Here is a 23,861-nt window from a genome sequence, read left to right on the forward strand (position 1 = left end):
CATGGTGCCCTCCGCAGCCGCGCTGTCGACCCAGTGCCTCGCCGAGTTCCTCGCGGCCGTATCAGCTGCGCCCGATGCTGCGGCGGCGACCCTGGTCGCTGCTGAGCGGGCTGCCCGCGCGCTGGAGGGCGAGGTCGGCATGGTCCTCGGACGTGACGGTGCGGTCAGCTCGGTCGGCTTCCCCGTCGGCAGGCTCCCGCTGGCCGAGATCGCCGAGGTCGTCAACCGGCGAACGGCGATGCTCGAGGTTCCCGGCGCGGGAAGCTGCCACACGGTGGTGGTGCCGCTGGACGGCGGTTCGCCCGGGCATCTGCTGGTTGCGCGCCTGGGCGACGACGGGTTCAGCGTCGACGAGGTCAGCCTCGTGCGGAGCATGGCCAGGGTGCTCGACCTGACCCTCGGCACGATGAAGACCTTCGAGGCCCGGCAGCAGGCCCGGGAGGAGTTCGACCGCATCTTCATGCTGTCGCGTGCCCTGATCTGCACGGTCGGGTTCGACGGCTATTTCAAGCAGGTGAACCCCGCGTTCGAGCGGACGCTCGGGTATTCCACCGCGGAGCTGTTGGCGCGGCCCTTCCTCGAGTTCGTCTACGAGGAGGACCGGGAGCGCACCGCCGCCGCGACGAAGCTCCTGACCGAGGGGCGCGAGAACACCAACTTCCAGAACCGGTACCGCTGCAAGGGTGGTTCGCCGCGCTGGCTGGAATGGATCGCGCTGGGCGTGCCGGAGCAGCGCCTGATCTACGCGAGCGCGCGCGATGTCACCGAGCGCAAGCAGTTCGAGGACGAACGGGAGCGGCGGGAGGAGGCCCTGCGGCGCTCGCAGGAACAGCTGGCCCGCCTGTACACCGAGTTCCGCCGCATCGCCGACGAGCAGACCGCCTTGCGGCGGGTGGCGACGCTCGTGGCTCGCGGGGCGTCGCCGGAGCTCGTGTTCACGGCCGTGGCAGAGGAGGTCGCCACGCTCTTCGGCGCCGACAACACGACGATCACCCGGTTCGAGCCGGACGGGGAGGTGACGTTCATGGGTGGCTTCCCGTTCCGGCAGCCCCGCGGCGGTGCACGCGGAAAGCTCGACCCCCACTCGGCCGTGACCACGGTCCAGGCGACCAGCCGCGCGGCTCGCCGCGACGTGGACAACGCGCATCGGGCCGGCCCGACCGAGGCCGTCGCGGACGAGGCCCGATCCGCGGTCGCCAGCCCGATCGTGGTGGAAGACCGCATCTGGGGCGCGATCAGCGTGGCAGCGCTCGTCGAACAGCTCCCCCCGGACACCGAGTGCCGGCTGGCCGACTTCACCGAACTCGTCGCGACTGCCATCGCCAACGCCGAGAGCCGCGTCGAACTCAACACCTCGCGCGCACGCATCGTCGCCACCGCCGACCAGACCCGCCGCCGCATCGAACGGGACCTGCACGACGGCGCCCAGCAGCGACTGGTCACCCTGGCGTTGGACCTGCGGGCGGCGCAGGCGGAGCTGCCGCCCGGGCTGGAGGCGCTCGACGCGCAGCTCGACCGCGCCGTCGCCGGGGCAACCGACGCGCTGGAGGAGCTGCGCGAAATCGCGCGTGGCATCCACCCGGCGATCCTGACCGAGGGCGGCCTCCGCCCGGCGCTGCGCGCGCTTGCCCGCCGCTCACCGGTCCCGGTCGAGCTGGACATCCGCGTGGAGGTGCGGCTGCCCGAGCATGTCGAGGTCAGCACCTACTACGTCGTCGCCGAGGCGCTCACCAACGCGGCCAAGCACGCGCACGCGTCGGCCGTCGCGGTCACCGTCGAGGCCGACGCCGTCGACGGTGTCCTCCGGGTCGCGGTCCGCGACGACGGTGTCGGCGGTGCCGACCTCACCCGCGGCACCGGACTGCTCGGCCTCAACGACCGCGTCGAGGCGCTCGGCGGCCGGGTCGTGCTCCACAGTCCTCCGGGGGTCGGGACCACCCTGCACATGGAGCTTCCGATCACCGCCGCGGGTGTCAACGGTGCCCGCCACTTTCGATGATCCGGCCGGTTACGGAGGGCGCCGGGTCAGCCGACCGCGAGCACGACGAGCGTCATGTTGTGATACCCGGTGATGCCGCGGAGCCTGGCCCACTCTCCCCAGGTGTAGAAGCCGGCGACGGGCGCACCGCCCGACCGCTCGCGCATGTGCCCGACCGAGGCGCTGGAGCGCTCCTCGCCCAGCAGCTGACGGCGGGCAATGCAGTCGAAGGCGAGCAGCCCGAGCGGGCGTGGCCGGCCCACCGCGGCCACCGCCTCCTGGCAGGCGTCCCCGGCCGCGTCCAGCCCGGATTCGGCGTCGCCCTCCATCGGCCAGATCACCCCGCCCTCCGGCACCTCGCCCAGGGAGCGCAGCCAGGGCTCTCCGACAACGAAGCGGTCCGAACCGATGTCGCGGATCTCCAGACCGCTCCGGCGCCGGATGCCGATGGGTCGGGTGCGGACGAAGGTCATGAACGCGTCCGGATCCGTGTACGCGTCCTCGGGCGCGCCCAGCCGATCCAGGTATGCGCCGCGCGCCGGCTGCTCATCGAGCGTGTAGATGTCCCCGCCCGCGCTGTGCGTGACGATCATGGGTGCGCCGACCCGGCGCCAGCCGTGCCCGACCGCTCCGCCGAACGGCCCGTCCGACTGGATCGCGGCACCCACCACCCCTCCGGTGAGCACTTCCGTCCCGAACAGCTCGTAGGTGCCGCCGAACGCGGTGTCCGGGCTGGCCGCACCTCCCACGTACGGCATGCTCGCACCCACCACGCCATAGGCCCCGGCGAGGATCCGTTCGTGGTTCAACACCTGACCGTCGGCCAGCAGCACCAGCACCTGGTGTCCGCGCTCGGCCAGGTCCGTCGCGCCGGCCGCCGCGGCTGCGCCCGCCTCCTGCAGTCCCGCGGCCGCGTCGCGCCCGGCACCGGTCGCGGCCGAAAGGCCGGCTCCGCCCAGCGCGGCGATGACCACTCCGTCCCACCGCGGACCGTCGGAATCGATGGCCACTGTCGACGAACACCCGATCAGCGGTACGCCCGGAGCGACCTCGTCGATGCCGGCCAGTACTGCTGCTGGGTCGGGGGTGTTGGCGCAGAAGACGAGCAGGAGCCGCGGGTCCTCGCCGGTGATCGCCTCGAGCGCCGCCTGGCGCCCCACGTCGTGGCCGACAGCCCTGTCCCGGGTGCCCGCACTGCCGACCGACAGCCACCGCCCCGTCGGCGGTGCGACGCCGGTGCGATCGACTTCGTGCAGACGCAGGCTCATCCCGTTCTCTCAGACGTAGTACGCAAAGCGTATCACGTCCGGACATAAATGATGAAGTATGTCAATCTGCCCAATCGGCGGCTCGCCCTTGTCGTGGCGGAGGAGGGCCTGCTGTTCGTCACCCCGCGCCCACCGGGGTCGCGGACTCCTTCGAGGACGACGTGTACACAGTGCCGGTCGCGGGACCGGAGCGCGGCGCCGCCGTGCGGGGGTGCGCGGGCGCCACCGGAGGCACCGGAGGCACCGGGGCGGCCGCGGCGGCGGAGCCCGCCCGGTGCAGTTTGTGCCAGCGCAGCCGGGCGCCGGTGAGGGCCGTGCCGAGGGACTGCAGGAGCACGATGTACATGAGCTGGCGGTAGGCGATCTGCTGCAGCGGCAGGACCCACAGGGCGCGGAGCCGCTCCTTGTCGAGGCGGAAGGCGACGACGGCGGTGAGGACCTGCACCGCGAACATGGCCAGCCAGGCGACGGTGGTGACCATCCAGCTGGAGAAGCACAGGCCGTACACGAACATGATGTCGATGAGCGGGGCGAGCAGCGGCAGTGCGATGCCGAAGAAGGCGACCAGCGGCAGACCGACCCGGCCGAACCGGCCGGACGGGCCCCGGTCCAGGATCGCCCGGCGGTGCTTCCACATCGCCTGCATGGTGCCGTAGCTCCAGCGGTAGCGCTGCAACCACAGCTGCCGCAGCGTGGTCGGTGCCTCGGTCCAGGCGCGGGCGCGTTCCTCGTAGACGACGCGCCAGCCGGCGCGGCACAGGGCCATGGTGGCGTCGGTGTCCTCGGCGAGGGTGTCGTGGCTGATCCCGCCGATGTCCTGCAACGCCTCGCGGCGGAACGCGCCGATCGCGCCCGGGATGGTCGACATGCAGCGCAGGGTGTCGTACAGCCGGCGGTCCAGGCTGAATCCGATGACGTACTCGATGTGCTGCCACCGGGCCACGATCGAGCGGCGGTTGCCGACCTTGACGTTGCCCGCCACCGCGCCGACGGAGGCGTCGGCGAACGGCTGCACCAGGTGCCGGATCGAGTCGGGTTCGAAGACGGTGTCACCGTCGACCATGACGATCAGATCGTGCTGGGCCATCGCCACCCCGACGTTCAGCGCGTTCGGCTTGCCGCCGTTGGGGATCCGCACCACCCGCACGTCCGGTAATCGCATCGCCTCCACCAGGGCCGCGGTGTCGTCGGTCGAGCCGTCATCGACGACCACCACCTCGATCCCACCCGGATGGTCGCCGCCGGCCAGGGACCGCACCGCCGCCTCGATCCCCTCCTTCTCGTTGTAGGCCGGCACGATCACCGACACCGGCAGGCGCACCGGCGGGCCCCACCGCCACGACGCGGCCCGCCGCCGTCGCGCGTGCCGGCCCGCGAGCAGGAGCATCGCCACGGTGCGGGCGATCGTCAGCACGCCGGCGACCAGGAACAGCACGCGGAGGGCGGCCGTCACCCAGTCGGCCAGCACGACGGCCGTGGCCAGGGCGAACGCGCGCCGCTTGTCGACCGCGCCGGTCGGCGCGTCGACGACGACCGCCGGTCCGGCGAGGGTGCGCGCCAGGCCCTCCGACACGGTGGTGAAGGTGTAGCCGCGCCGCTGCATCATCGGAATGAACCGGTCCAGCGCCGCGACGGTCTGGGCGCGGTCGCCGCCGCCGTCGTGCATGGGCACGATCGCGCCCGAATCGCCCTGCGGGGTCGCGCCGGCGATGATCGCGTCGACGCCGGGACTGCTCCAGTCCCGGCTGTCCGTGTCCGCCATGATCGACAGGTAGCCGAGCCGGCCGGCCTCCCGGAGCAGCGGCCACTGGGTGTCGTCGACGGCACGGGCGCTGGAGGTGTACGGCAACCGCAGCAGCGCCGACTTGGCGCCGGTGGCGTGCACGATGGCGAGCTGGGTCTGGGAGTACTCCAGCTCACGCTGCCACCGTGGCAGGCGGTCGAGTCGCGGGTGCGTGAAGGTGTGGACGCCGATCTCGTCGCCGGCCCGGGCCAGTTCCGTGACGACCTCCGGGTGCCGGATCACCTGCGACCCGACGACGAAGAACGTGGCGTTGACGTGGTGCCGGCGCAGCACCTCCACGACCCGCGGCGTCCATCGCGGGTCCGGGCCGTCGTCGAAGGTGAGCGCGATGGTGCGGGCCGGCAGCCGGTAGGAGCGCACCGTGCCGTTGCGGGTGTCGATGATCGGGCCACCGTCGATGACCTCGGCCGGCACCTTGCTGCGCTGCCCGGGCTTCGCGGTGTGATCGGGGTGGAACTCGGCATTGGCGTAGGCCTCGACCAGCAGCGCGCCGACCAGCACGCTGAGCGCGGTCGCCCCGAAGATCAGCCGGCTGAACGACATCCGCTGTCGCGTCCGGGTCACGGCCGGCCCACCCCGAGGTCCACGGTGAGGCCGGGTTCGGAGCTCGGCTCCGGCGGCTGCGTCGCGTCCGGCGTGGCGGACGCGCTCGGCTCGGTCGACGGGTCCGGCGGTGCCGCGGAGGGCACCGCGCTCGTCGTCGCCTCGGGCGACGGTGCGGCGGTCACGGAGCCGCCCGGCCCGGCGGACGCACTCACCGCGACGGGCGTGGGGCTGCCGCGGCCGGGCCAGCCGCCGGTGGTCCGCTTGCCGGCCGGGCCGGGCGTCGGCGTGTGCTTGCGGACCGGCGCGGGCGCGGGTGCGGACTGCGCGGGCGCCGGGAGCGACAGCAGGTCCAGCGGGCCGGTGACGAAGAGCGCGGCCATCAGGACCAGCACCGCATAGGACAACGCCGCTCCACCGGTCAGATGGAAGACGAGCCGGATTCGCCGTCCACGACGTCCCGTGGCATCGACGAAGACAGGCGTTGACATCTCACCATCGGCGACGGTGATGTCAACCGCCGCACCGGCGGCCGGGGCATTGACGAGCACCGCGACAGCTTAGGAGCGACCTGCCGCCGAAAGCGTGGGAAGAACGGCCCGCCTGAAGGTCGTTGCCGAATCTCGCACCGCACTCACCCCGTGGCTGCTCCGGCCTCACCCCGCACCCCCACACCGCCGGCGCCGGCGTCACCCGGTGGTGTGGCGCCGGCAACCGACGCCTGCGGGGGCCGCCGCATCCCCGGGTCGAGCCCAGATCGCCTGCCCGGGGTGAACGAAGACCGGCCAAGATCGTGTTGTGTGCCTGATAGCGCTGCAGACGCGAACCAGGCAAGGAGAGCGCCATGCCCACCAAAATCACGCTGATCATCGACCACCCCGCCGACCCCGACGAGTTCGAGCGCGCGTACGCCGGCGTGAAGGCGGCCGCGGAGTCGTTCCCCAAGGTCCAGCGTGTCGAGTCGGCCAAGGTGTGGCCGAAGGAGGACGGCACACCCACGCCCGCGTACCGGACGCTCGACCTGTACTTCGCAAGCTACGAGGACGCCTCCGCCGCGGTCGCCACCCCGGCTGCCGCCGCCGCCTTCGGCGGGCTCCAGGGGACGCGGGTGACCTTCACGGGACTGTTCTCGGACATCGAGTGAGCAGCGCGCGCTGCGACGGCGGCGTCATCCGCTGACGACGAACTTCAGCTCGGCCACGGGGTTGACGAATGCGCTGACTCGCAGCGACACCTGCATCCGCCACGTCCCGGACACCGGGAGCGTGACCTGCGCCGTGTAGAAGCCCGCTGATACGTGCGTCAGCGGGATGTCGCCGAGCGTCGCCCCGTCGGAGGACAGGCGCACCACCGGCGGTGCGACGCCCTCGGCGGGTTCACCGGTGGCGGAACTCAGCCGGAGGGTCATGGTGTTGGAACCGCGGGTGAGTGGCGTGAGGGTGGCCTGCACCTTGATGTCGCCCAGTGTTGTCGAGCGGGTGTCGGGACTGGCCCCGGCCGACGCGCTCGCGGGCAGGGCACCGCCCTCGGGACTCGTGTCGACGAGGAAGCCGGTGATGAGCAAGGCAACCACCAGGACCGCGCCCTCGACTGCGGTGGCGCGCACCACCGGTCGGGAGAGCGTCTGCCGACTGGTTTTGTTCGCTGCCCGCTGGAGCCGTGGCAGGAGCGACCACCTGTTCCACGCCGCGATGGCCAGAGCGGCCAGCACGATGGCGATCTTGGCCAGCACCAGCCGGCCGTAGCCGGTGTCGACGAGCGCCGTCCAGGAACCGAGGATCCGCCACACCAGCAGCGAGCCGGTGGCGACCAGGGCCGCGAGGATGCCGGCGGCGGCGGTGGAGAACCGGGCGAGCACCTCGGCCGCGACGGCGCCGCGGCTGGAGAGGGCCGGCAAGGTCAGCGCCAGGCCGGCCAGTCCGCCGAGCCAGACGCTGCCCGCGAGGAGGTGCAGCGCGTCCGCACCGATAACGAGGAGTTCGGGGCTCGCTGCGCGGGTGTGCCCGACCAGTGCGGGGGCTGTGACTGCGATCGCGGCGGCCACGACCGCTGCGACGCGTCGCCGCGGCGATGCCGACCCGGGACCGAGCAGGATCACGGCCAGCGCCAGTCCGCCGACGACGGCCGCGGCGACGAGGTACTCGGTCAGCGGCAGCGAGGTCCACGTTGCGCCCTGGCCGAGCCGGCCCGCCCCGCCGCCGAGCAGGTAGATCGCGGTGATCGGCAACGCGGCGAGCCACGCCCCGGCCGCGACGACCGCAGCGGCCCGCGCGGAGACGGCGAGACGGCGGCGTGGGCGGTCGGCCGAGGGGTCGGTGGGCAGGAACCTGGCGGCGAACGCGACGAGCCCGGCGGCGAGAAAGAGGCCGACATAGCCCACCCCACGGGCCAGCGTCAGCGTCCAGGGGACCTCCGGGACGCTGTTCGAGTCGCTCGACGGTGGGGTGATGACGGTGGTGGGCGCGCCGACGGAGAAGGTGAGGGCGCCGCTGATGGGATGCCCGTCCTCGGAGACGACCCGCCAGGTGATCACGGTCGTGCCGTTACCCAGGCGTCCGGCCAGCACGACTTCGAGCTCGGCGCCCTTGACGGCCGGCCGCGCCTCGACCAGCTTCCCCTGGGCGTCGAAGACCTGGACCCCGCCCGGGACGCTGCGGACGGCCTCGTCGAAGGTGAACAGGATCCGGTCGGGTGCGGTCTGCAGCACCGCACCCTGGGCCGGGTCGGTGCTGGCCAGGTGCGCGTGCGCGGACGCCGGCTGGGGGAGTCCGAACAGCATCGCGGGCACGAAGAGCAGGACCAGCAGCGCCGTTGTCCGGAGCCGTCGCCGGTTGGTCATGTCCGGCGGCGCTGTTGGAGGAGCGCCGCGCCACCGGCGACCGAGCCGAGGACGCCGACCGCCAGCGCGGCGAGCGTCAGGGTGTCGCTCCCGCCCGGCGCGGGCGTCGTGGCGGTCGTCTCCGTGGAGTGTGCGTCGCCGGTGGTCGTGTGGTGGTGCGTGCCGTCCACGGGTTCGGAGACGACGAAGCTCGGGGCGGGCAACTCGAGCTGGTCGACGTTCTGCCCGTCCTGCGCAACCTCGATCCAGGCGGATTCGCCCTGCTCGCAGGTCTGAATGGTCGGGAAGACGAGCTTGGTGCCTTTGGCCTCGGGCAGCTGGACCGAGAGCTCGAACACCTCGCGGTAGCCGTCCGGGAGCGGGGTCTCCGTGCTGAACGTGACCGAGGCGACCCGTTGCACGATCTTGTTGCCGTGCGGGTCCACGACGGGCGGGTCGACCGTTTCCGTCTGCTTCGTGACCTTCCACAGCGCTGTCCGGGTGGGGGTGACCGAGGTGATCTGCGGCGGGATCTGAATCGTGATCTTGGTGGTGGGCGAGTTCCCGCAGCCGTGCCCGACACTGAACTGGAGGACGGCGTGGGCGCCGGCCGTGGTCGTGGAAGGAGTGACGGTGACGTGCGCACTCGCCGGGGACGCGAAACCGACCACGCCGACGATCAGTGCGGCGGCGCCGGCCTGCGCGGCGCGCCGTGACCACACCGGCGCCGCACGGCCCTCGCGTCCGTCGGCCTGAATCCGGGCAGATCCGCTGTCATTGCGCCGCATGTCGCATCCTCGCGCTTCAGGACGAGTCGGCTCGCCGTGATCCGGGTGTGGTTCGCACTGTGATTCGACCAACAGGCCGAACCGATGTCAAGTATGTGAACTCAGGCGAGGTCGCGCATTGCGGCACCCCGGGTGGCACGGTAGCGTTCGTTCACACTAGTGAACTGGGGTCCAGATGGTGGACCGTCAGTAGGAGAGGGGCACCATGCCGAACATCACCGTCGAGCTGCTCGCTGGCCGGTCCCTGGAGCAGCGCAAGGCCTTTGCCCGGGCCGTGGCCGACAACGCCGTCGAGATCCTTGGGGCCCGTCTGCAGGACGTCCGCATGGTGTTCACCGAGATCACCGGGGATGACGTGGCCAACGGAGGCGTGCTGGCCAGCGAGGACGCCTCCCGCGCCGGCGTGCTGGCCGCGCTCGACAAGCACTGAGCCCGCTGTTCAGGTGTGGTCCTGAACAGCGATGGGGCCGATCCGTGAACACGGACGGCCCCATCGTGGTTTGTGCGGGTGGGTCAGCGCGCCAGCCGGTTGTCACGCATCGCCGACAGGCGGGCCTTCACGCTCAGCAGGGTCTCGATGATGAAGTCTTCCCGGCCCTGCTTGAGGCGGCTGATCGGGACCGCGATGCTCAGCGCGTCAACCGATCGGCGCGAGAAGGGCAGCGCGACGCCGAAGCAGCGCACGCCCAGGCAGGACTCCTCGCTCTCCTCTGAGTAGCCGAGCTGGGCGGCCTTGTCGATGATCGCCAGCAGGGCGTCCCGGTTCGTAATCGTCTGAGCTGTTATGGCCTTGATCTGGTGGGGGACGAGCGTGTCGCGGACGTCTTCCGGCATCTCGGCGAGCATCGCCCGGCCAAGGGCGGTGCTGTAGGCGGGAAGGCGGCGGCCCACGGCCGAGTACATGCGCAACGGGTGCTTGGACTCGCGCTTGGCGGTGTAGATGATCTCTGCGCCCTCCAGGCGACCGAGGTGCACGGTCTCCTCGGTGGCGCCCGCGATCTCGTCCATCACGGCGCTGGCGCGCGACAGGACCGGGTCGCCGTCGATGTAGGCGGAACTGACCGTCAGCGTGTGGACTCCGAGCCGGTAGATGCTGCCGGTCTGGTCGGTGTCCAGCCATCCGCGCGCGCACATGGTGCGCAGGAGCGCGTGCAGGCTGCTCTTCGGGATGCCGAGGCGGGTGGCCAGCTGCAGCTGGGTGCCGGGGCCATGAGCGGCGATGTCGTCCAGGACATCGAGGACACGTGCAGCAGATTTGACCTGCGAGGTGGCAGAGCTGCCGCTGACCGTTTTGTCCGTGTCCACCGAGGCCTCCTGTTTCATCATGGCGCGTGCACCCGGCGTAAAGACTAAACCACAGTTCACATAGAGGGACAGACTTCCGCCCCTTGACCTGTGATCGGAGCCACAGGTATTGTCGCCGTCAGTTCACGTAGCGGAACGCGGTTCACAAACGAGGAGAAGTTTTGATCGAAGTGAGGTACTCCGCATCGCCGTCCAACGTGGAGACGGCAACGAATGCGGAGCTGCGAAAGAACTTCCTCGTGGAGCGCCTGTTCCGCACCGGCGAGGTGCACGGGGTGTACACCCACGACGACCGGCTGGTCGTCGGCGGTGCGGTCCCCGGTGCCGGCCAGCTCGAGCTGCCGGCCTGGGACGTCCTCGGCACGCCGTCGCACCTGGCCCGCCGCGAGCTCGGCATCGTCAACGTCGGTCAGACCGGCCACGTGCTCGTCAACAGCGAGAAGTTCGAACTCCGTCACCTCGACGGACTGTTCGTCGGCCGCGGCAACGAGGTCGTCTTCACCGGACCCGACGCCGCGTTCTACTTCGTCTCGGCGCCGGCGCACGCGGCCTACCCCACCACCCTGCTGAGCCACTCGGCGATCGAGCCGGTCAAGCTGGGCACGCCGCAAGGTGCGAGCGAGCGCAGCCTCTACCGGTACGCCTGGGGCCAGGAGCTGCAGACCTCGGTGCTCCAGTTCGGGGTGACCGTCATCGCCGACGGCTCCGTGTGGAACACGTTCCCGCCGCACCTGCACGACCGGCGCACCGAGGTCTACCTGTATGTCGACCTCGACGAAAACGCCCGGGTCTTCCACCTGATGGGCAAGCCCGGCGCCGCCCGCCACCTCGTCATGCGCGACCGCGAGGCCGTCATCTCGCCGCCGTGGTCGATCCACTCGGGCGTCGGGACCGGCTCGTATGCCTTCATCTGGGCGATGGGCGGGGAGAACAACGACTACACCGATCTGACCCCAGTGGCGTTGGAGGATCTGTGACCGCCCAGCCTGCCGCCGAGCTGCGTTCGCCGTTCGACCTGACCGGCCGCTGCGCCGTCGTGACGGGCGCGGGCCGCGGCCTGGGGCAGGCCATCGCCCGGGGACTCGCCCAGGCGGGAGCCGACCTGGTCCTGCTGGGCCGGCCGGGAAGCCAGACGTCCACGCGGGACCAGGTCGCCGACCTCGGCCGTGACGTGGAGGTCGTCGACCTGGACGTCAGCGACCACGATGCCGTCGAGCGGGTCGCCGGAGCGGTGAGCCGCAACCGTCAGGTGGACATCCTGGTCAACAACGCCGGCATCATCGACCGCCAGGACTCGGTGGACGTGAGCCGGCAGTCGTGGGACCGCGTGGTGGACACCAATCTGGGCGGACTGTTCTTCCTCTGTCAGGCGTTCGGGCGCCCGATGACCGAGCGTGGGCAGGGTAAGATCATCAACGTAGCCAGCCTGCTCTCCTTCCAGGGCGGGCTCCGCGTGGCGTCGTACGCCGCCAGCAAGCACGGCGTCGCCGGGATCACCAAAGCCCTGGCGAACGAGTGGGCCCCCCTCGGTGTGCAGGTCAACGCCATCGCGCCCGGCTACATGAACACCGACAACACGACCGCGCTGCGTGCGGATCCGGACCGCTCCCGGTCCATCCTCGAGCGCATCCCCGCGGGCCGCTGGGGAGACGCCTCCGACATCGCCGGAGCGGCCGTCTTCCTGAGCTCCGCCGCCGCAGACTACGTCAACGGCCATGTCCTGGTCGTTGACGGAGGCTGGATGGCCCGCTGACCCCTGGCCTCCAGCGCACGAAACCAGCACGATACGACCCACACTGCCGCGATCATCAGACCCCCTGGCGGCAGGTTTCTCTCTCTGCTTGTGCCACCCCGCCGGATGCCCCGGCACTGAAGAGATTGAGGATCGACCATGAGAATCACCCCACGTCCTGCGGCGGCCTTAATGAGCCTGTCACTGGCGGCCGCCGTCCTGGCCGGCTGCAGTGAGGAGGCGGCCGGGGACAAGAACCCTGCCAGCGCGGAGGGCTGCAAGCCGTCCGACGTCAAGCTGGTGGGTCAGGTCCGCAACGAGTCGAACCCCTACGAGGCCTCGTGGCTGGCCGGCGGCGACGCCTTCGCCAAGTCGGTCGGCCTCACCCAGGAGCGCCTCACCTACGGCGGTGACTCCACCAAGCAGCAGGAGCAGATCAGTCAGATCCTCGCCGGCAACACCAAGTGCCTGGTCATGAACGTGCTCCCCAACGGCGACTCGGACACCGCGCCGATCGTCAAGGGTGCCGACAAGGCCGGTGCCTTCCTCGTCACCCAGTGGAACAAGCCGGCCGACCTGAAGCCGTCCGACTACAAGACGTGGGTCAGCCACATCACGTACAACGGCGTCGAGTCGGGCCAGCAGATCGGTGACGCGCTCGCCACGGCGATCGGGGGCACCGGCGGCATCATCGCGCTGCAGGGCGTGCTGGACACCGCGGCCGCCAAGGACCGGTTCGCCGGCCTCCAGGCGTCGCTCAAGAAGAACCCGGGCGTCACGCTGCTCGACCAGCAGGCCGCCAACTTCTCCCGGGCCGAGGCGCTGACGGTGACCAAGACGCTGCTGACCAAGCACGGCGACAAGGTCAAGGCCATCTGGGCCGCCAACGACGACATGGCGCTCGGTGCGCTGGAAGCCCTCCAGCAGGCGGGTCTTTCCGGCAAGGTGGCGGTCGCCGGTATCGACGCCGTGCCGGACGCCGTCAAGGCGGTCAAGGACGGCACCATGACCGCGACCGTCTCCAGCGACGGCACGTGGCAGGGTGGCATCGGTCTGGCGATCGGCTTCTGCGTCGCCACCGGCAAGCTGGCGGTCAAGGACATCGCCGCCGCCAACCGGGCGTTCTTCGCCAAGCAGTTCCTCGTGACCAAGGCCAACGCCGCCGACTTCTCGCAGCCGAAGACCACCGCGTCCGACTTCGAGTGCGGCAACGTCTTCAACCGTGTGGCCGGGCCCCTGACGTGACCGTGACATCCGAGGTCGTTCCAGCGCCTCGCCGTAGCTCTCGGCGAGGCGCGTCGTTCCGAGACGCTGGCCCACCGGTCGCCCTGGTCGTCATCTACCTGGTGTTCGCGGCCCTGAGCCCGCAGTTCCGCAGTCTCGGGAACGCCAAGAACATCATGGACGCCGCCGCGGTGCTCGCGGTCGTCACCTGTGGCATCACGTTCGTGCTGATGATGGGGTCCATCGACCTCTCCTCGGCCGGCGTGATGGGTGCCTCGGCCCTGACTGTTTCGCTCCTGGTGGCCAACAATCGCAACGACAACGACTTCGGACTGTTCGGGATCCTGGTCGCCGTCGTGCTGGGCTGTGCGTTCAGCTGCCTGAGCGGGCTCGCGCTGGTGCTGCTGAAGGTGCCTTCGTTCATGGCCACGCTCGGGGTGTCGGCCGTCGGGCTGGGCGTCGCGACCCTCATGTTCGCCGGCGTCCAGCCCAACATCTCCGACGCGATGCTCAAGGGCTGGGCGATCGAGCGATTCCTGGGGTTGTCCTATCTCACCTGGATCGCCGTCGCGTGCATCCTGGTGGGCTGGCTCATCCAGCGCTACACCCGGCTCGGCCGGTACGCCTACGCGATCGGCGGCGCCGAGGAAGTGCTCATGCTCTCCGGTGTCAGGGTCAAGCCGTACAAGGTCGCGGTCTTCACCCTGGCCGGCGCCTTCTACGGGCTGGGCGGGGTCATGGTGACCAGCCAGCTCGGCGCCGGTCTGGTCCAGGCCGGCAACGGCTACGACTTTTCCGCCATCACCGCCGCCGTTGTCGGCGGCACCCTGCTCACCGGGGGCCGGGGCGGCGTCCTGCACTCCGCCGTCGGTGTCCTGCTCGTCATGGTGCTCACGAACGGTCTCGTGCAGGTCGGGGTCAGCCCGTACTGGCAGGGCGGCGTCGAGGGCCTCATCGTGGTGGCAGCGGTCGCCGCCGCGGTCATCCCCCAGCGCCGGAGAAACCAGGTGGTCAAATGAGTGCCCCAGCGTTGGAGGTCCGCGGGCTGGTCAAGCACTACCCGGGCGTGAAGGCCCTCGACGGTGTCGACTTGGTGGTCCACCAGCACGAGGTCCTCGGCCTGGCCGGCGAGAACGGCGCCGGCAAGTCCACGCTGCTCAAGGCGCTGGTCGGCCTGGTCGCCCCCGACGCCGGTGAGATCTACGTCCGCGGTGAGGCGGTCAAGCTGCGCAGCGTCGTCGACGCCGCCAACCACGGCATCGGGATGGTCTTCCAGGAGCAGTCCCTGGTGCCCAACCTGACCGCGGCGGAGAACATCCTCCTCGGCAGCGAAGGGGTCGCAGTCCGTCGGGGCGTCTACCGCTGGGACGCCATGCGCCGCCTGGCCCAGGAACAACTCGACAAGATCGGCTCGCACATCGACCCCCTCGCCCGGACCGACTCGCTCTCCTTCGCCGACCGGCAGATGGTCGAGATCGCGAAGGTGCTGCGCATCGAGGAGCGCAGCCAGCACCCGCCGGTCATCATCCTGGACGAGCCGACCTCGGTGCTGGAGTCGAAGGAGATCGACACCCTGTTCGCGCAGATCCGCCGGCTGCGCGAGTTCGCCTCGGTGGTCTTCGTCTCGCACCGTCTCGACGAGGTGCTGGACGTGTGCGACCGCGTGACGGTGCTGCGCAGCGGCCAGTCGGTCGGCGAGGTCGCCACGGCGGGTGCCGTCCCGCGCGAGCTGCACCGGATGATGATCGGGTCCACCGGGTCCGACGATCACTACCACGAGAACGCCGCCGCGCCGGTCGTGGCCGAGCAGCCCCGGCTGTCCGTCCGTGGGTTGTCGGGCAAGTCGTTCCGCAACGTCGACCTCGACGTCGCGGTCGGTGAGATCGTGGCGATCGTCGGCGTCCACGGATCCGGTCGCGAGGATGTCTGCCGCGCACTGTTCGGCGCCGAGCCGACGAGCGCCGGTGAGATCCGGATGGACGGCAAGAAGATCGACCTTCGCAACACCCGTGCCGCGTGCGCCGCCGGTATCGGCTACGTGCCGGCCGAGCGCAAGATCGAGGGCATGGTCGGCCCGATGTCGGTGGCCGAGAACATGACCCTGACCAAGCAGAAGGCCCGCTGCGCCGGCCCCTTCGTGGCGCCCAAGAAGCAGGCCAGCCTGGTGGACCGCTGGATCGAGCGGCTGTCCATCCGGACGCCGGGCCGCGACACCGCCATCCAGCGGCTGTCCGGCGGCAACCAGCAGAAGGTGGTCCTGGCGCGCTGGCTGGTCGGCGGCGACATCCGGTTGCTCCTGCTGGACCACCCGACGCGCGGCCTGGACATCGGCGCCCGCTCGGAGGTGTACCGGCTGATGCGTGAGCTCGCCTCGACCGGGGTCGCCACCGTGCTGCTGGCCGACAGTCTCGAGGAGGCCATCGGCATGGCCGACCGGATCCTGGTCATGAACGACGGCCGGGTCGTGACCGAGGTCGCCTGCCCGAGCGGCGGCAAGCCGAGCCCTCTGGACCTCGTGAAAGAGATGGTATGAGCGGCATGAGCACTCCCGTCGCGGCGAAGCCGGTCGCCGAACCCAGGACCGGCAGCCCAGCAAAGCGACTCACCGGGTTCATGCCGTTCATCGCCCTGGTGGCGCTGGTGGCGGCCCTGACCATCGCCGACCCGGATTTCCTGACCCAGCGGAGCCTGATCGCGGTAGCGCGGACCGCCGCGCCGCTCATCGTGCTCGCCGCGGGGGCGACGCTCGTCGTCCTCTGCGGCGGCATCGATCTGTCCATCGCGGCGCTGGCCTCGCTGACGACGGTCCTGCTGGCCCTGTGGCTGCCGGACCTCGGTGGCCTGGCCACGCCGGTCGTCATCCTTGTCGCGGCGGCGATCGGCGCGGTGCAGGGCGTGGCGCACGTGCTGCTGCGGATACCGTCGTTCATCGTCACCCTGGGCGGGATGAGCATCCTCTCCGCGGTCGCCCTCGTCGTCTCCGGCGCGGGCACGGTGCGGGTGGTGGACGACTCGACGGTCAAGTGGCTCGAGCTCTACGTCGGCGGCTATGTGCCGATGTCGGCCGCGGTGGCGCTGCTCGTCGTCGCCCTGATCGCCGTGGTCCTCAAGGTGACCCCGCTGCACAGCTGGATCTCGGCCACCGGCTACTCCGAGTCGGCCGCGCGGCTCGCCGGCACGCCCGTCGATCTGGTCAAGATCGGCACGTTCTGCGTCTCCGGTGCCTGTGCCGGGCTCGCCGCGGTCATGCTGGTCTCGCGTCAGTACAGCGGCGGCCCCACCATGGCCGACAACCTGCTGCTGCCGGCGGTCGCGGCGATCGTCGTCGGCGGCACCGCAATCACCGGTGGTCACGGCAGCGTGTGGCGGAGCCTCGCCGGCGCGCTCGTCGTGACGCTGCTCCGGGTCGGCCTGCCGATCGTCGGTGTGCCATCCGCATACGAGCAGATCCTGTACGGCGCGATCATCGTCGTCGCCGTCGCGCTCACCCTCGACTGGTCGAAGGTGTCGATCATCAAGTAGCCGATCCGAGTCACGACCAAGGTTCTGCAGTCTGTACATACGGAAGGCCACCATGCCCCACGAGAACGCCAAGCTCCTGCCCGCCGTCCGATCGTTCCTGTCCTCACCCAAGCAGCTGCTCATCGGCGGCGAGTGGGTGGACGCGAAGGACGGCAAAACGTTCGCCACCGTCAACCCGTCGACCGAGGAGGTGCTAGTCCAGGTCGCGCACGCGTCCGCAGTCGACGTGGATCGCGCGGTCGTGGCGGCTCGCACGGCGTTCGAGTCCCCGTCTCCGTGGTCGAAGATGACGCCGCGTGAGCGCTCCCACCTGCTGTGGCGCATCGGCGACCTCATCGACGCCCACGCCGACGAGTTCGCCCAGCTGGAGGCGCTCGACAACGGCAAGCGGGTCGAAGCGGCCCGCGACGGTGACGTTGCGATCTCCGCCGAGCTCTTCCGGTACTTCGCCGGCTGGGCGACCAAGATGGAGGGCACCTCCATCCCGATGTCCGTGCCGGGCCGCGAGTTCCACGCCTACACCCGCCGCGAGGCGGTCGGCGTCGTCGCGGGCATCGTGCCGTGGAACTTCCCCCTGCTGATGGCCTGCTTCAAGATCGTCCCGGCCATCACCGCGGGCAACACCGTCATCCTCAAGCCGGCCGAGCAGACCCCGCTGACCGCCCTGCGCCTCGGTGAGCTCCTGCTCGAGGCCGGCGTGCCCGCCGGCGTCGTGAACATCCTGCCCGGCTTCGGTGACACCGGGGCCGCGCTGGTCGACCACCCCGGTGTCGACAAGGTCGCCTTCACCGGTAGCACCGAGGTCGGCAAGAAGATCGCCGCCGCGGCCTCGGGCAACCTCAAGAAGGTCTCCCTCGAGCTCGGCGGCAAGGCACCCAACATCATCTTCAACGACGCCGACATCGACGCCGCCATCGCCGGCGCGGTGCTGGGTGGCTACTTCAACGAGGGGCAGTGCTGCGTCAACGGCTCGCGCCTCTACGTCCAGCGCGGCGTCTTCGACCGGGTCGTCGAGGGCGTGGCCGCGGCCGCGGCCGCGATCAAAGTCGGCGACGGTTTCGACGTGACCTCGCAGATGGGTCCGCTCGTTTCTCAGGAACAGCATGAGAAGGTGCTGGGCTACATCCGTGGGGCGGTGCGGGACGGCGCCGTTCTGAACGCGGGAAGTGCCGATGCGGTTGGTGATCGCGGCTTCTTCGTATCGCCGACACTCATCACTTCCGTGAACGAGCAGATGGCTGTGCAGACCGACGAGATCTTCGGTCCGGTCGTGACCGCATTGCCATTCGATTCCGAGGACGAGGTGGTCGCGGCCGCGAACAACACGGTGTACGGGCTTGCCGCGGGTGTCTGGTCGAACAACATCGGCACCGCGCACCGCGTCGGTGCCCGGCTGCGGGCCGGCACGGTGTGGCTCAACACCTGGCATGCCGATGACGTCACCCTGCCGCGTGGTGGCTTCAAGCAGTCGGGCTGGGGCCGCGAGCTCGGATCGTTCGGCCTGGACGACTACACCCAGCTCAAAACCGTCATCGCCGAACTGCGGTGAGCATTCGCGTGACCTGACGGGACAGGCCCCCGGAAATGCTTTCGGGGGCCTGTCCCGTGCTCGGACGAGGTTCGCATATGAGAACGCTTGAAAACTCGGTTCATGTACGTAGACGCAGTTCTTGACTATGTATTCATGCGTGTCTTACGTTCAGGCTCTCCGTGGTGGCGTCCGCCTCGCCCCCACGTCCGCCGAACCTCAAGGGATCTCTTATGAAAGTGCCCCGCAGGTCTGCCCGATTCCACCTATCTGTTCATTTCGATCGACTGTTTGGCGGTTTGTCCCGACGGGCTGCCGCTGGGTTCGCCGCATTGGCGCTGGTCGCCGGATCGGCAGCCTCCGCCGCGTTTCCCGCCACGGCCCTGGCGGCCCCCGCCGACGACGGCCGGCTCAGCGTGCTGCTGTTCTACAAGGCCAATTTCCACGCCTCCAACGTGCAGGCCCGGCAGGCTGTGCGTGACCTGGCGACCCAGCTCGGCGCCCAGTACGGCCAGCCGGTCGACATCCAGGAGACCGACGACCCGGCGGCGTTCACGACCGCGAACCTCGCCATCCGTGACACGGTGGTCTTCGCGCAGACCGGCGGCGTCCTGTTCAACGCGTCGCAGCGCTCCGCACTCGAGGCCTACATCCGCGGCGGCGGCGGCTTCATGGGCATGCACTACACCGGCTGGTCCGTCGGTGAGAGCGAGCACGACGTCAACCCGTTCTACGCCCGCCTCGTCGGCGCCGTCTCCGAAGGTCACCCGGAGAACCCCGGTGTGCGGCCGGGCCGGGTCTTCGTGCGCGACGCCACGCACCCCCTCGTGGCCGGCGTGACGACCAGCATCACCCGCAGCGACGAGTGGTACGACTGGGTCGTCAACCCGGGGCCCAACGTCCGCACCCTGATCGAGGCCGACGAGGCCTCGTACGGCATGGGCCGCCAGGGCTCCTCGCACCCGCTCACCTGGTGCCAGACGATCGACTCCGGCCGGTCCTGGTACACCTCCATGGGCCACGAGGGCACCGCGTACGCCGAGCCCTACATGCTCGCCCAGATGAAGAACGGCCTCGCCTACGCCGCCAAGCTCGTGACCGCGGACTGCTCACCGCCGCGGAAGGACCAGGCCGGTGCCTGGAGCGGCGTCACGCCGTGGCCGCTGGTCCCGATCAACATGGCCCTGACCTCCGACGGCCGGGTGCAGTCCTTCGGCAGCGTCGGCGGCTGGGCCAACGACACCACGCCGTACGACTGGACCGGCAACGACGGGGTGACCCAGGGCGGCCAGATGGAGGTCGACGTCTGGAACCCCGCAACGCCACGAACCCTGGCGAACCTGCGCGACGGCATCCTGCCGAACACCACGTACACCGACCTGTTCTGCTCCATGCAGGTCCAGATGCCGCACGACCACTCGATCATGACGGTCGGCGGTGACGACGGCATGGGCGGCAACGCCCCCAACGACGGCTCGATCGGCGTCACCAGCTACTCCACCAACAACGGTCTGCAGACCGAGGCGCCGCTGAACTACCCGCGGTGGTACCCGACGGGCACGACCATGCCCAACGGTTCCGTCGTCGTGCAGGGCGGCACCCTCACCGGCGGACCCGGTGGTGCCGGTGTCAAGACCCCGGAGATCTACACCCCGGAGACGGGCACGGGCTGGAAGCTGCTCACCGGCGCCACCAGCTCGGTCGCGTACGGCGACGGCGGCGCCGACCACGCCGGCGCGGACGAGAACCGCTGGTGGTACCCCCGGGCGTTCGTCGCCCCGACCACCGGCACGCTGTTCAACATCACCGGCACGCAGATGTACGAGCTCAACCCCGCCGGCAACGGCGGCACCGGCCAGATCACGCTGCGTGGCACCCTGCCCACCAACATCTCCAACCAGGGCGCCAACGGCAACCCGGTCGGCGCCACGTCCACCGCGGTGATGTACCGCCCCGGCAAGATCATGCAGGTCGGCGGCGGCTGGTGGGGCAACGGTGGTGGCCCTGACGGCGCCCGCGCCGGCTTCACCATCGACATCACCGGCGGCACCGCCAACCCGGTCATCACGGCGATCCCGCCGATGAAGTACCAGCGGCACTGGCTGACCTCGACGCTCCTGCCCGACGGCCGGGTGCTGATCACCGGCGGCAGCCGGGAGAACAACGGCAACGGCAGCTACGTCACCAACCCCGAGATCTGGGACCCGGTGACCAACACCTGGTCCGAGGTCGTCGTGGCGCACGAGCACGCCCGGCTCTACCACTCCACGGCCCTGCTCCTGCCCGACGGCCGGGTCATGGTCGGCGGCGGCGGCGCTCCCGGTCCGCGCAACTACACGGACGTCGAGTACTACTCGCCGAACTACCTGTTCAACGGCGACTCGGTCGCCCCGCGTCCGGTGATCAGCGCCGCGCCGCAGAAGATCGGCTACAACGGCAACTTCCAGATCACCGCGACCGGCACGGTCTCCCGGGTCACGCTGGTCCGCAACGGCTCGGTGACGCACGGGTTCAACAACGATCAGAACTTCCAGGACCTGGCGTTCTCCCAGTCGGGTGGCACGGTGAACATCACCTCGCCGCTCAACGGCAACTACGCCCCGCCCGGGTCGTACATGCTGTACGTCTGGGACAACACCGGCACCCCGTCGGTCGCGAAGATCCTGCAGATCGATCCCTCGGTGATCATGACGCAGCTCAACCCGCGGGTCGTCGACCAGTTCGAGTACCCGCGCCTGCCCGCCGAGTGGCGGACCAACAACCCGCCCGCGACCGTTGACGTCGCCCCTGGCAACAGCCGGATGGTGCCGTGGTCGGTCCAGAGCCAGGTCCAGCTGGTGCGCGGCAACGCCACCGGTCAGGGCGGCCTCGGCTTCACCGGTTACCAGCTCAGCCTGGGCACCACGGGCAGCATCACCCGCACCGTCAGCGATCTCACTCCCGGCAACACGTACCGGCTCTCACTGCGGTACGCACGCGACGCCCGGTCGTCCGGGACCGCCGCGGCGACGGGAACGGTGACGATCGGCAACCTGAACGCCACACTCACCGCAACGACAGCACAGCCGTCGACGGCCGCCTACGCCACATACGTCGGCACCTTCACGGCTGCGACCGCCAACCAGCTGCTCACCGTGAAGGCCGCAGCGGGGTCCGGTGCCGGGCTGAACATCGACGACCTGGTGATCGTGGGCGACAACCCGCCGCCACCGACCACCGGCATTCCGATCCGGTACGAGTTCGAGGAGGGCACCGGCACCGTCGCCGCCAACACCGGCAGCGTCGGCAGCGTCGGGTCCGCCGTCCTGACCGGGACCACCGGCTGGGCCGGCAACGGGGTGATCGGCAAGGCGATCAACCTGCCCGGTGGCAGCACCGCCAACGCGGTCGACCTGCCGGACAACCTGCTCCAGGGCGCGGCGAACTTCACCACCGGGTTCTGGGTGCGTCCCGACACGAAGTCCAACTGGACGGGCCTGTTCCACATCGGTGACGGACTCGGCTCCGCCGGGAGCTACTACCAGATCCAGATGCAGACCCAGGCGAACGGGAGCACCGGCCTCGCGGTCACCTTCAAGGCGAAGACCGGCCCCGAGGAGCGGGTCTACGCCACTCCGGCGCAGGACGTGGTCGCCGGCCAGTGGAACCACGTGGCCTTCACCCGCCAGGGTTCGATCGGCACGCTGTACCTCAACGGCGTGGTGATCGCGACCCGTTCCGACCTGACCATCGACATGACGGCAATCGGTCCGACAGCCAACAACTGGCTGGGTCGCAACGGCTACGGGGACGCGGCGTACGACGGTCTGATGGACGACGTCCGGATCTACACGTCCGCGCTGAGCGCGTCGGACGTGGGCGCGATGTACCGGGAAGGCGTCTCGATCCGGTACAGCTTCGACGAGAACACGGGCACCACGGCCGCGAACTCGGGCGCGAAGGCGTCGACCGGCGCAGCGACCTTCCAGGGCACGACGTCCTGGAGCGCGTCCGGCAAGTACGGCCCAGCGGTGAACCTGCCGGGCGGTGCCGCGAGCACGGGTAACCAGGTCCGGCTGCCGGACAACATCCAGGCCGGGCTGACCGACCAGTTCACGGTGTCCTTCTGGGCCCGTCCGGACACGCTGCCGAACTGGGTGCCGCTGGTGCAGATCGGCAGCAGCACGGACACGTTCTTCCTGCTCCAGTCGGCCACGAGCGGCAATACCACCGGGTTCGGGGCCACGTTCAAGGCACCGGGGGTGGCCACGCAGGAACGGCTCCTGCTCGGTGCGGGCAACGACCTGCCGCTCAACGCGTGGACACACGTGGTGTTCACGATGAACGGCTCGACCGGGAAGATCTACTTCAACGGCGTCCTGAAGGCCACTCGCACCGACTTCCCCTTCGGCATCGGTGCGGTGGGCGTGAGCGGCAGCACCACGGCCAACTTCATCGGTGGCACAAGCTGGGGCGATGACAGGTTCGACGGCCTGATCGACGACTTCCGGCTGTACGGCTACGAGCTCAGCGCCGACCACGTGAACCAGCTGTATGCGGGTCGCCGATGAGCGCATGCAGGGCATCCACGCCGGCGTAGGGCCGATCTGACGGCCCGCCGGTGCAGTGATGACACCCCAACCGGCGGGCAGCCAGGTTTCGGTCCGAGTGAACAGCACGACGTGGGCCCCGGGAATCCTCCCGGGGCCCACGTCGTGCGCCGGCTGCGTTCAGGAAGTCATCGTTACCGGGCGCTCGCGCCGCGGAGGAAGGCGGCCTGTTCGAGGAAGAGGTACAGGCTCTTGCGCGGGTTGGGCTCCTTGGCGATCGCCGGCACGACGAATGCGTTGGAAAGGTCCAGAAAAGGCTTGACTGACTCGATCAGGTCGATGATGTGGTCCGGTTCGCAGCGGTCCAGATCGTCGGCGAAGAACACCAGCCGGGCATTCTTCCCGCCGATTCTGTCCGCCTCCTTCTGCGGCATCGCGCGAAGGTTCCCGGCCTGACTCTCGACCACGCCGCGGGCGTCCGCGTATCGGCGGGTCAGCTTCCGTAGTGAATGCCACCGCATGCGTGCGGTCGCCTATTCGGCCAGTATCCGGCTGGCCGGTTGGTGCGAGAGCGACAGCCGTACCTGACGGACGAGCGGTGGGCGATGCCCTACCGTGCGGCTGATACCACCGGACGACGCCGAATTTGGTGTCCGGCAGGGTCGCCCGATCGTCCGTCCGGGTGATTACGTCCACGAATGAGGCCGGTAGGTTCAGCTCTGCGATCACCATTCGTTTGGTTCGTCCCGGTCAATGAACTGTCGTGATCCAGGCATTCCCGTGGGTCGTTTGTCCGAAGTGTGACCGGCGGGAGGTACAGCG

The 23,861-nt window shown here is 70.0% G+C and carries 18 protein-coding genes; 11 read left to right on the forward strand and 7 right to left on the reverse strand.

Annotated features, from left to right (window positions below; translation table 11 throughout):
- Position 1: 1 nt before the first annotated feature.
- Positions 2-1,999, forward strand: a complete 1,998-nt coding sequence (locus ACFPIJ_RS61760) for a PAS domain S-box protein (RefSeq protein ID WP_380128881.1) — start codon at positions 2-4, stop codon at positions 1,997-1,999.
- Between the two features lie 26 nt (positions 2,000-2,025).
- Here the strand turns inward: ACFPIJ_RS61760 and ACFPIJ_RS61765 are convergent, their stop codons facing one another.
- The 3 genes from ACFPIJ_RS61765 to ACFPIJ_RS61775 all read right to left on the reverse strand — a co-directional run bounded on the left by ACFPIJ_RS61765 (position 2,026) and on the right by ACFPIJ_RS61775 (position 6,144).
- Entirely contained in the window at positions 2,026-3,246 is a 1,221-nt protein-coding gene (locus ACFPIJ_RS61765) for an FIST signal transduction protein (protein WP_380128883.1), read from the reverse strand.
- 118 nt (positions 3,247-3,364) lie between these two features.
- Positions 3,365-5,593 (reverse strand): bifunctional polysaccharide deacetylase/glycosyltransferase family 2 protein, encoded by a 2,229-nt coding sequence (locus tag ACFPIJ_RS61770; protein WP_380128999.1) that lies wholly within the window; start codon positions 5,591-5,593, stop codon positions 3,365-3,367.
- 17 nt (positions 5,594-5,610) lie between these two features.
- Complete coding sequence (locus ACFPIJ_RS61775; protein WP_380128884.1) at positions 5,611-6,144, reverse strand: hypothetical protein; 534 nt, start codon at positions 6,142-6,144, stop codon at positions 5,611-5,613.
- Between the two features lie 293 nt (positions 6,145-6,437).
- Here ACFPIJ_RS61775 and ACFPIJ_RS61780 point away from each other — a divergent pair, with 293 nt between their 5' ends.
- On the forward strand, positions 6,438-6,737 hold the full coding sequence (locus ACFPIJ_RS61780) for a hypothetical protein (protein WP_380128885.1): 300 nt from the start codon (positions 6,438-6,440) through the stop codon (positions 6,735-6,737).
- Between the two features lie 24 nt (positions 6,738-6,761).
- Here ACFPIJ_RS61780 and ACFPIJ_RS61785 read toward each other — a convergent pair whose 3' ends face one another.
- Together ACFPIJ_RS61785 and ACFPIJ_RS61790 are read right to left on the reverse strand one after the other, a co-directional pair.
- Positions 6,762-8,432: a copper resistance CopC/CopD family protein gene (locus ACFPIJ_RS61785; RefSeq protein ID WP_380128886.1), complete on the reverse strand. Its 1,671-nt coding sequence runs from the start codon at positions 8,430-8,432 to the stop codon at positions 6,762-6,764.
- The gene (locus tag ACFPIJ_RS61790) at positions 8,429-9,199 is read right to left on the reverse strand and encodes a YcnI family copper-binding membrane protein (protein ID WP_380128887.1); all 771 of its coding nucleotides are present in this window, start codon (positions 9,197-9,199) and stop codon (positions 8,429-8,431) included. Before ACFPIJ_RS61790 ends, ACFPIJ_RS61785 begins: the two co-directional genes overlap by 4 nt.
- 205 nt (positions 9,200-9,404) lie before the next feature.
- Between ACFPIJ_RS61790 and ACFPIJ_RS61795 the strand changes: the two genes are divergently transcribed.
- Entirely contained in the window at positions 9,405-9,629 is a 225-nt protein-coding gene (locus tag ACFPIJ_RS61795) for a tautomerase family protein (protein ID WP_380128888.1), read from the forward strand.
- Between the two features lie 83 nt (positions 9,630-9,712).
- Here the strand turns inward: ACFPIJ_RS61795 and ACFPIJ_RS61800 are convergent, their stop codons facing one another.
- Entirely contained in the window at positions 9,713-10,525 is an 813-nt protein-coding gene (locus ACFPIJ_RS61800; protein ID WP_380128889.1) for an IclR family transcriptional regulator, read from the reverse strand.
- A gap of 149 nt (positions 10,526-10,674) precedes the next feature.
- Here ACFPIJ_RS61800 and kduI point away from each other — a divergent pair, with 149 nt between their 5' ends.
- From kduI to ACFPIJ_RS61840, 8 genes are all read left to right on the forward strand, one after another.
- Positions 10,675-11,481 carry a 5-dehydro-4-deoxy-D-glucuronate isomerase gene (kduI, locus tag ACFPIJ_RS61805; RefSeq protein ID WP_380129000.1) on the forward strand — a complete coding sequence of 269 codons (807 nt, stop codon included), beginning with the start codon at positions 10,675-10,677 and terminating at the stop codon, positions 11,479-11,481.
- Positions 11,478-12,257 (forward strand): 2-dehydro-3-deoxy-D-gluconate 5-dehydrogenase KduD, encoded by a 780-nt coding sequence (kduD, locus tag ACFPIJ_RS61810; RefSeq protein ID WP_380128890.1) that lies wholly within the window; start codon positions 11,478-11,480, stop codon positions 12,255-12,257. The genes kduI and kduD overlap by 4 nt, the downstream gene beginning before the upstream one ends.
- Positions 12,258-12,395: 138 nt before the next feature.
- Positions 12,396-13,481: a sugar ABC transporter substrate-binding protein gene (locus tag ACFPIJ_RS61815; protein WP_380128891.1), complete on the forward strand. Its 1,086-nt coding sequence runs from the start codon at positions 12,396-12,398 to the stop codon at positions 13,479-13,481.
- A 101-nt stretch (positions 13,482-13,582) separates the two neighbouring features.
- Entirely contained in the window at positions 13,583-14,479 is an 897-nt protein-coding gene (locus tag ACFPIJ_RS61820) for an ABC transporter permease (protein ID WP_380128892.1), read from the forward strand.
- A complete protein-coding gene (locus ACFPIJ_RS61825; RefSeq protein ID WP_380128893.1) occupies positions 14,476-15,993 on the forward strand; it encodes a sugar ABC transporter ATP-binding protein in 1,518 nt (505 codons plus the stop codon). Before ACFPIJ_RS61820 ends, ACFPIJ_RS61825 begins: the two co-directional genes overlap by 4 nt.
- Before the next feature lie 5 nt (positions 15,994-15,998).
- On the forward strand, positions 15,999-16,982 hold the full coding sequence (locus tag ACFPIJ_RS61830) for an ABC transporter permease (protein WP_380128895.1): 984 nt from the start codon (positions 15,999-16,001) through the stop codon (positions 16,980-16,982).
- A gap of 52 nt (positions 16,983-17,034) precedes the next feature.
- Positions 17,035-18,531 (forward strand): aldehyde dehydrogenase family protein, encoded by a 1,497-nt coding sequence (locus ACFPIJ_RS61835; RefSeq protein ID WP_380128896.1) that lies wholly within the window; start codon positions 17,035-17,037, stop codon positions 18,529-18,531.
- Between the two features lie 278 nt (positions 18,532-18,809).
- Entirely contained in the window at positions 18,810-23,060 is a 4,251-nt protein-coding gene (locus ACFPIJ_RS61840; RefSeq protein ID WP_380128897.1) for a LamG-like jellyroll fold domain-containing protein, read from the forward strand.
- Between the two features lie 173 nt (positions 23,061-23,233).
- Here the strand turns inward: ACFPIJ_RS61840 and ACFPIJ_RS61845 are convergent, their stop codons facing one another.
- Positions 23,234-23,473: a P-loop NTPase fold protein gene (locus ACFPIJ_RS61845; protein ID WP_380128898.1), complete on the reverse strand. Its 240-nt coding sequence runs from the start codon at positions 23,471-23,473 to the stop codon at positions 23,234-23,236.
- Positions 23,474-23,861 lie beyond the last annotated feature (388 nt).

Source organism: Dactylosporangium cerinum, assembly GCF_042653625.1.
In the GTDB taxonomy this organism is placed as follows: Bacteria; Actinomycetota; Actinomycetes; order Mycobacteriales; family Micromonosporaceae; genus Dactylosporangium; species Dactylosporangium cerinum.

Coding starts and splice junctions, on each gene's coding strand:
- ACFPIJ_RS61795 (WP_380128888.1), top strand. CDS start 9,405: ATGCCGAACATCACCGTCGAGCTGCTCGCTGGCCGGTCCCTGGAGCAG.
- ACFPIJ_RS61830 (WP_380128895.1), top strand. CDS start 15,999: ATGAGCACTCCCGTCGCGGCGAAGCCGGTCGCCGAACCCAGGACCGGC.
- ACFPIJ_RS61770 (WP_380128999.1), bottom strand. CDS start 5,593: ATGTCGTTCAGCCGGCTGATCTTCGGGGCGACCGCGCTCAGCGTGCTG.
- ACFPIJ_RS61815 (WP_380128891.1), top strand. CDS start 12,396: ATGAGAATCACCCCACGTCCTGCGGCGGCCTTAATGAGCCTGTCACTG.
- ACFPIJ_RS61780 (WP_380128885.1), top strand. CDS start 6,438: ATGCCCACCAAAATCACGCTGATCATCGACCACCCCGCCGACCCCGAC.
- ACFPIJ_RS61825 (WP_380128893.1), top strand. CDS start 14,476: ATGAGTGCCCCAGCGTTGGAGGTCCGCGGGCTGGTCAAGCACTACCCG.
- ACFPIJ_RS61800 (WP_380128889.1), bottom strand. CDS start 10,525: ATGATGAAACAGGAGGCCTCGGTGGACACGGACAAAACGGTCAGCGGC.
- ACFPIJ_RS61845 (WP_380128898.1), bottom strand. CDS start 23,473: ATGCCGCAGAAGGAGGCGGACAGAATCGGCGGGAAGAATGCCCGGCTG.
- ACFPIJ_RS61790 (WP_380128887.1), bottom strand. CDS start 9,199: ATGCGGCGCAATGACAGCGGATCTGCCCGGATTCAGGCCGACGGACGC.
- ACFPIJ_RS61785 (WP_380128886.1), bottom strand. CDS start 8,432: ATGACCAACCGGCGACGGCTCCGGACAACGGCGCTGCTGGTCCTGCTC.
- ACFPIJ_RS61765 (WP_380128883.1), bottom strand. CDS start 3,246: ATGAGCCTGCGTCTGCACGAAGTCGATCGCACCGGCGTCGCACCGCCG.
- ACFPIJ_RS61760 (WP_380128881.1), top strand. CDS start 2: ATGGTGCCCTCCGCAGCCGCGCTGTCGACCCAGTGCCTCGCCGAGTTC.
- ACFPIJ_RS61835 (WP_380128896.1), top strand. CDS start 17,035: ATGCCCCACGAGAACGCCAAGCTCCTGCCCGCCGTCCGATCGTTCCTG.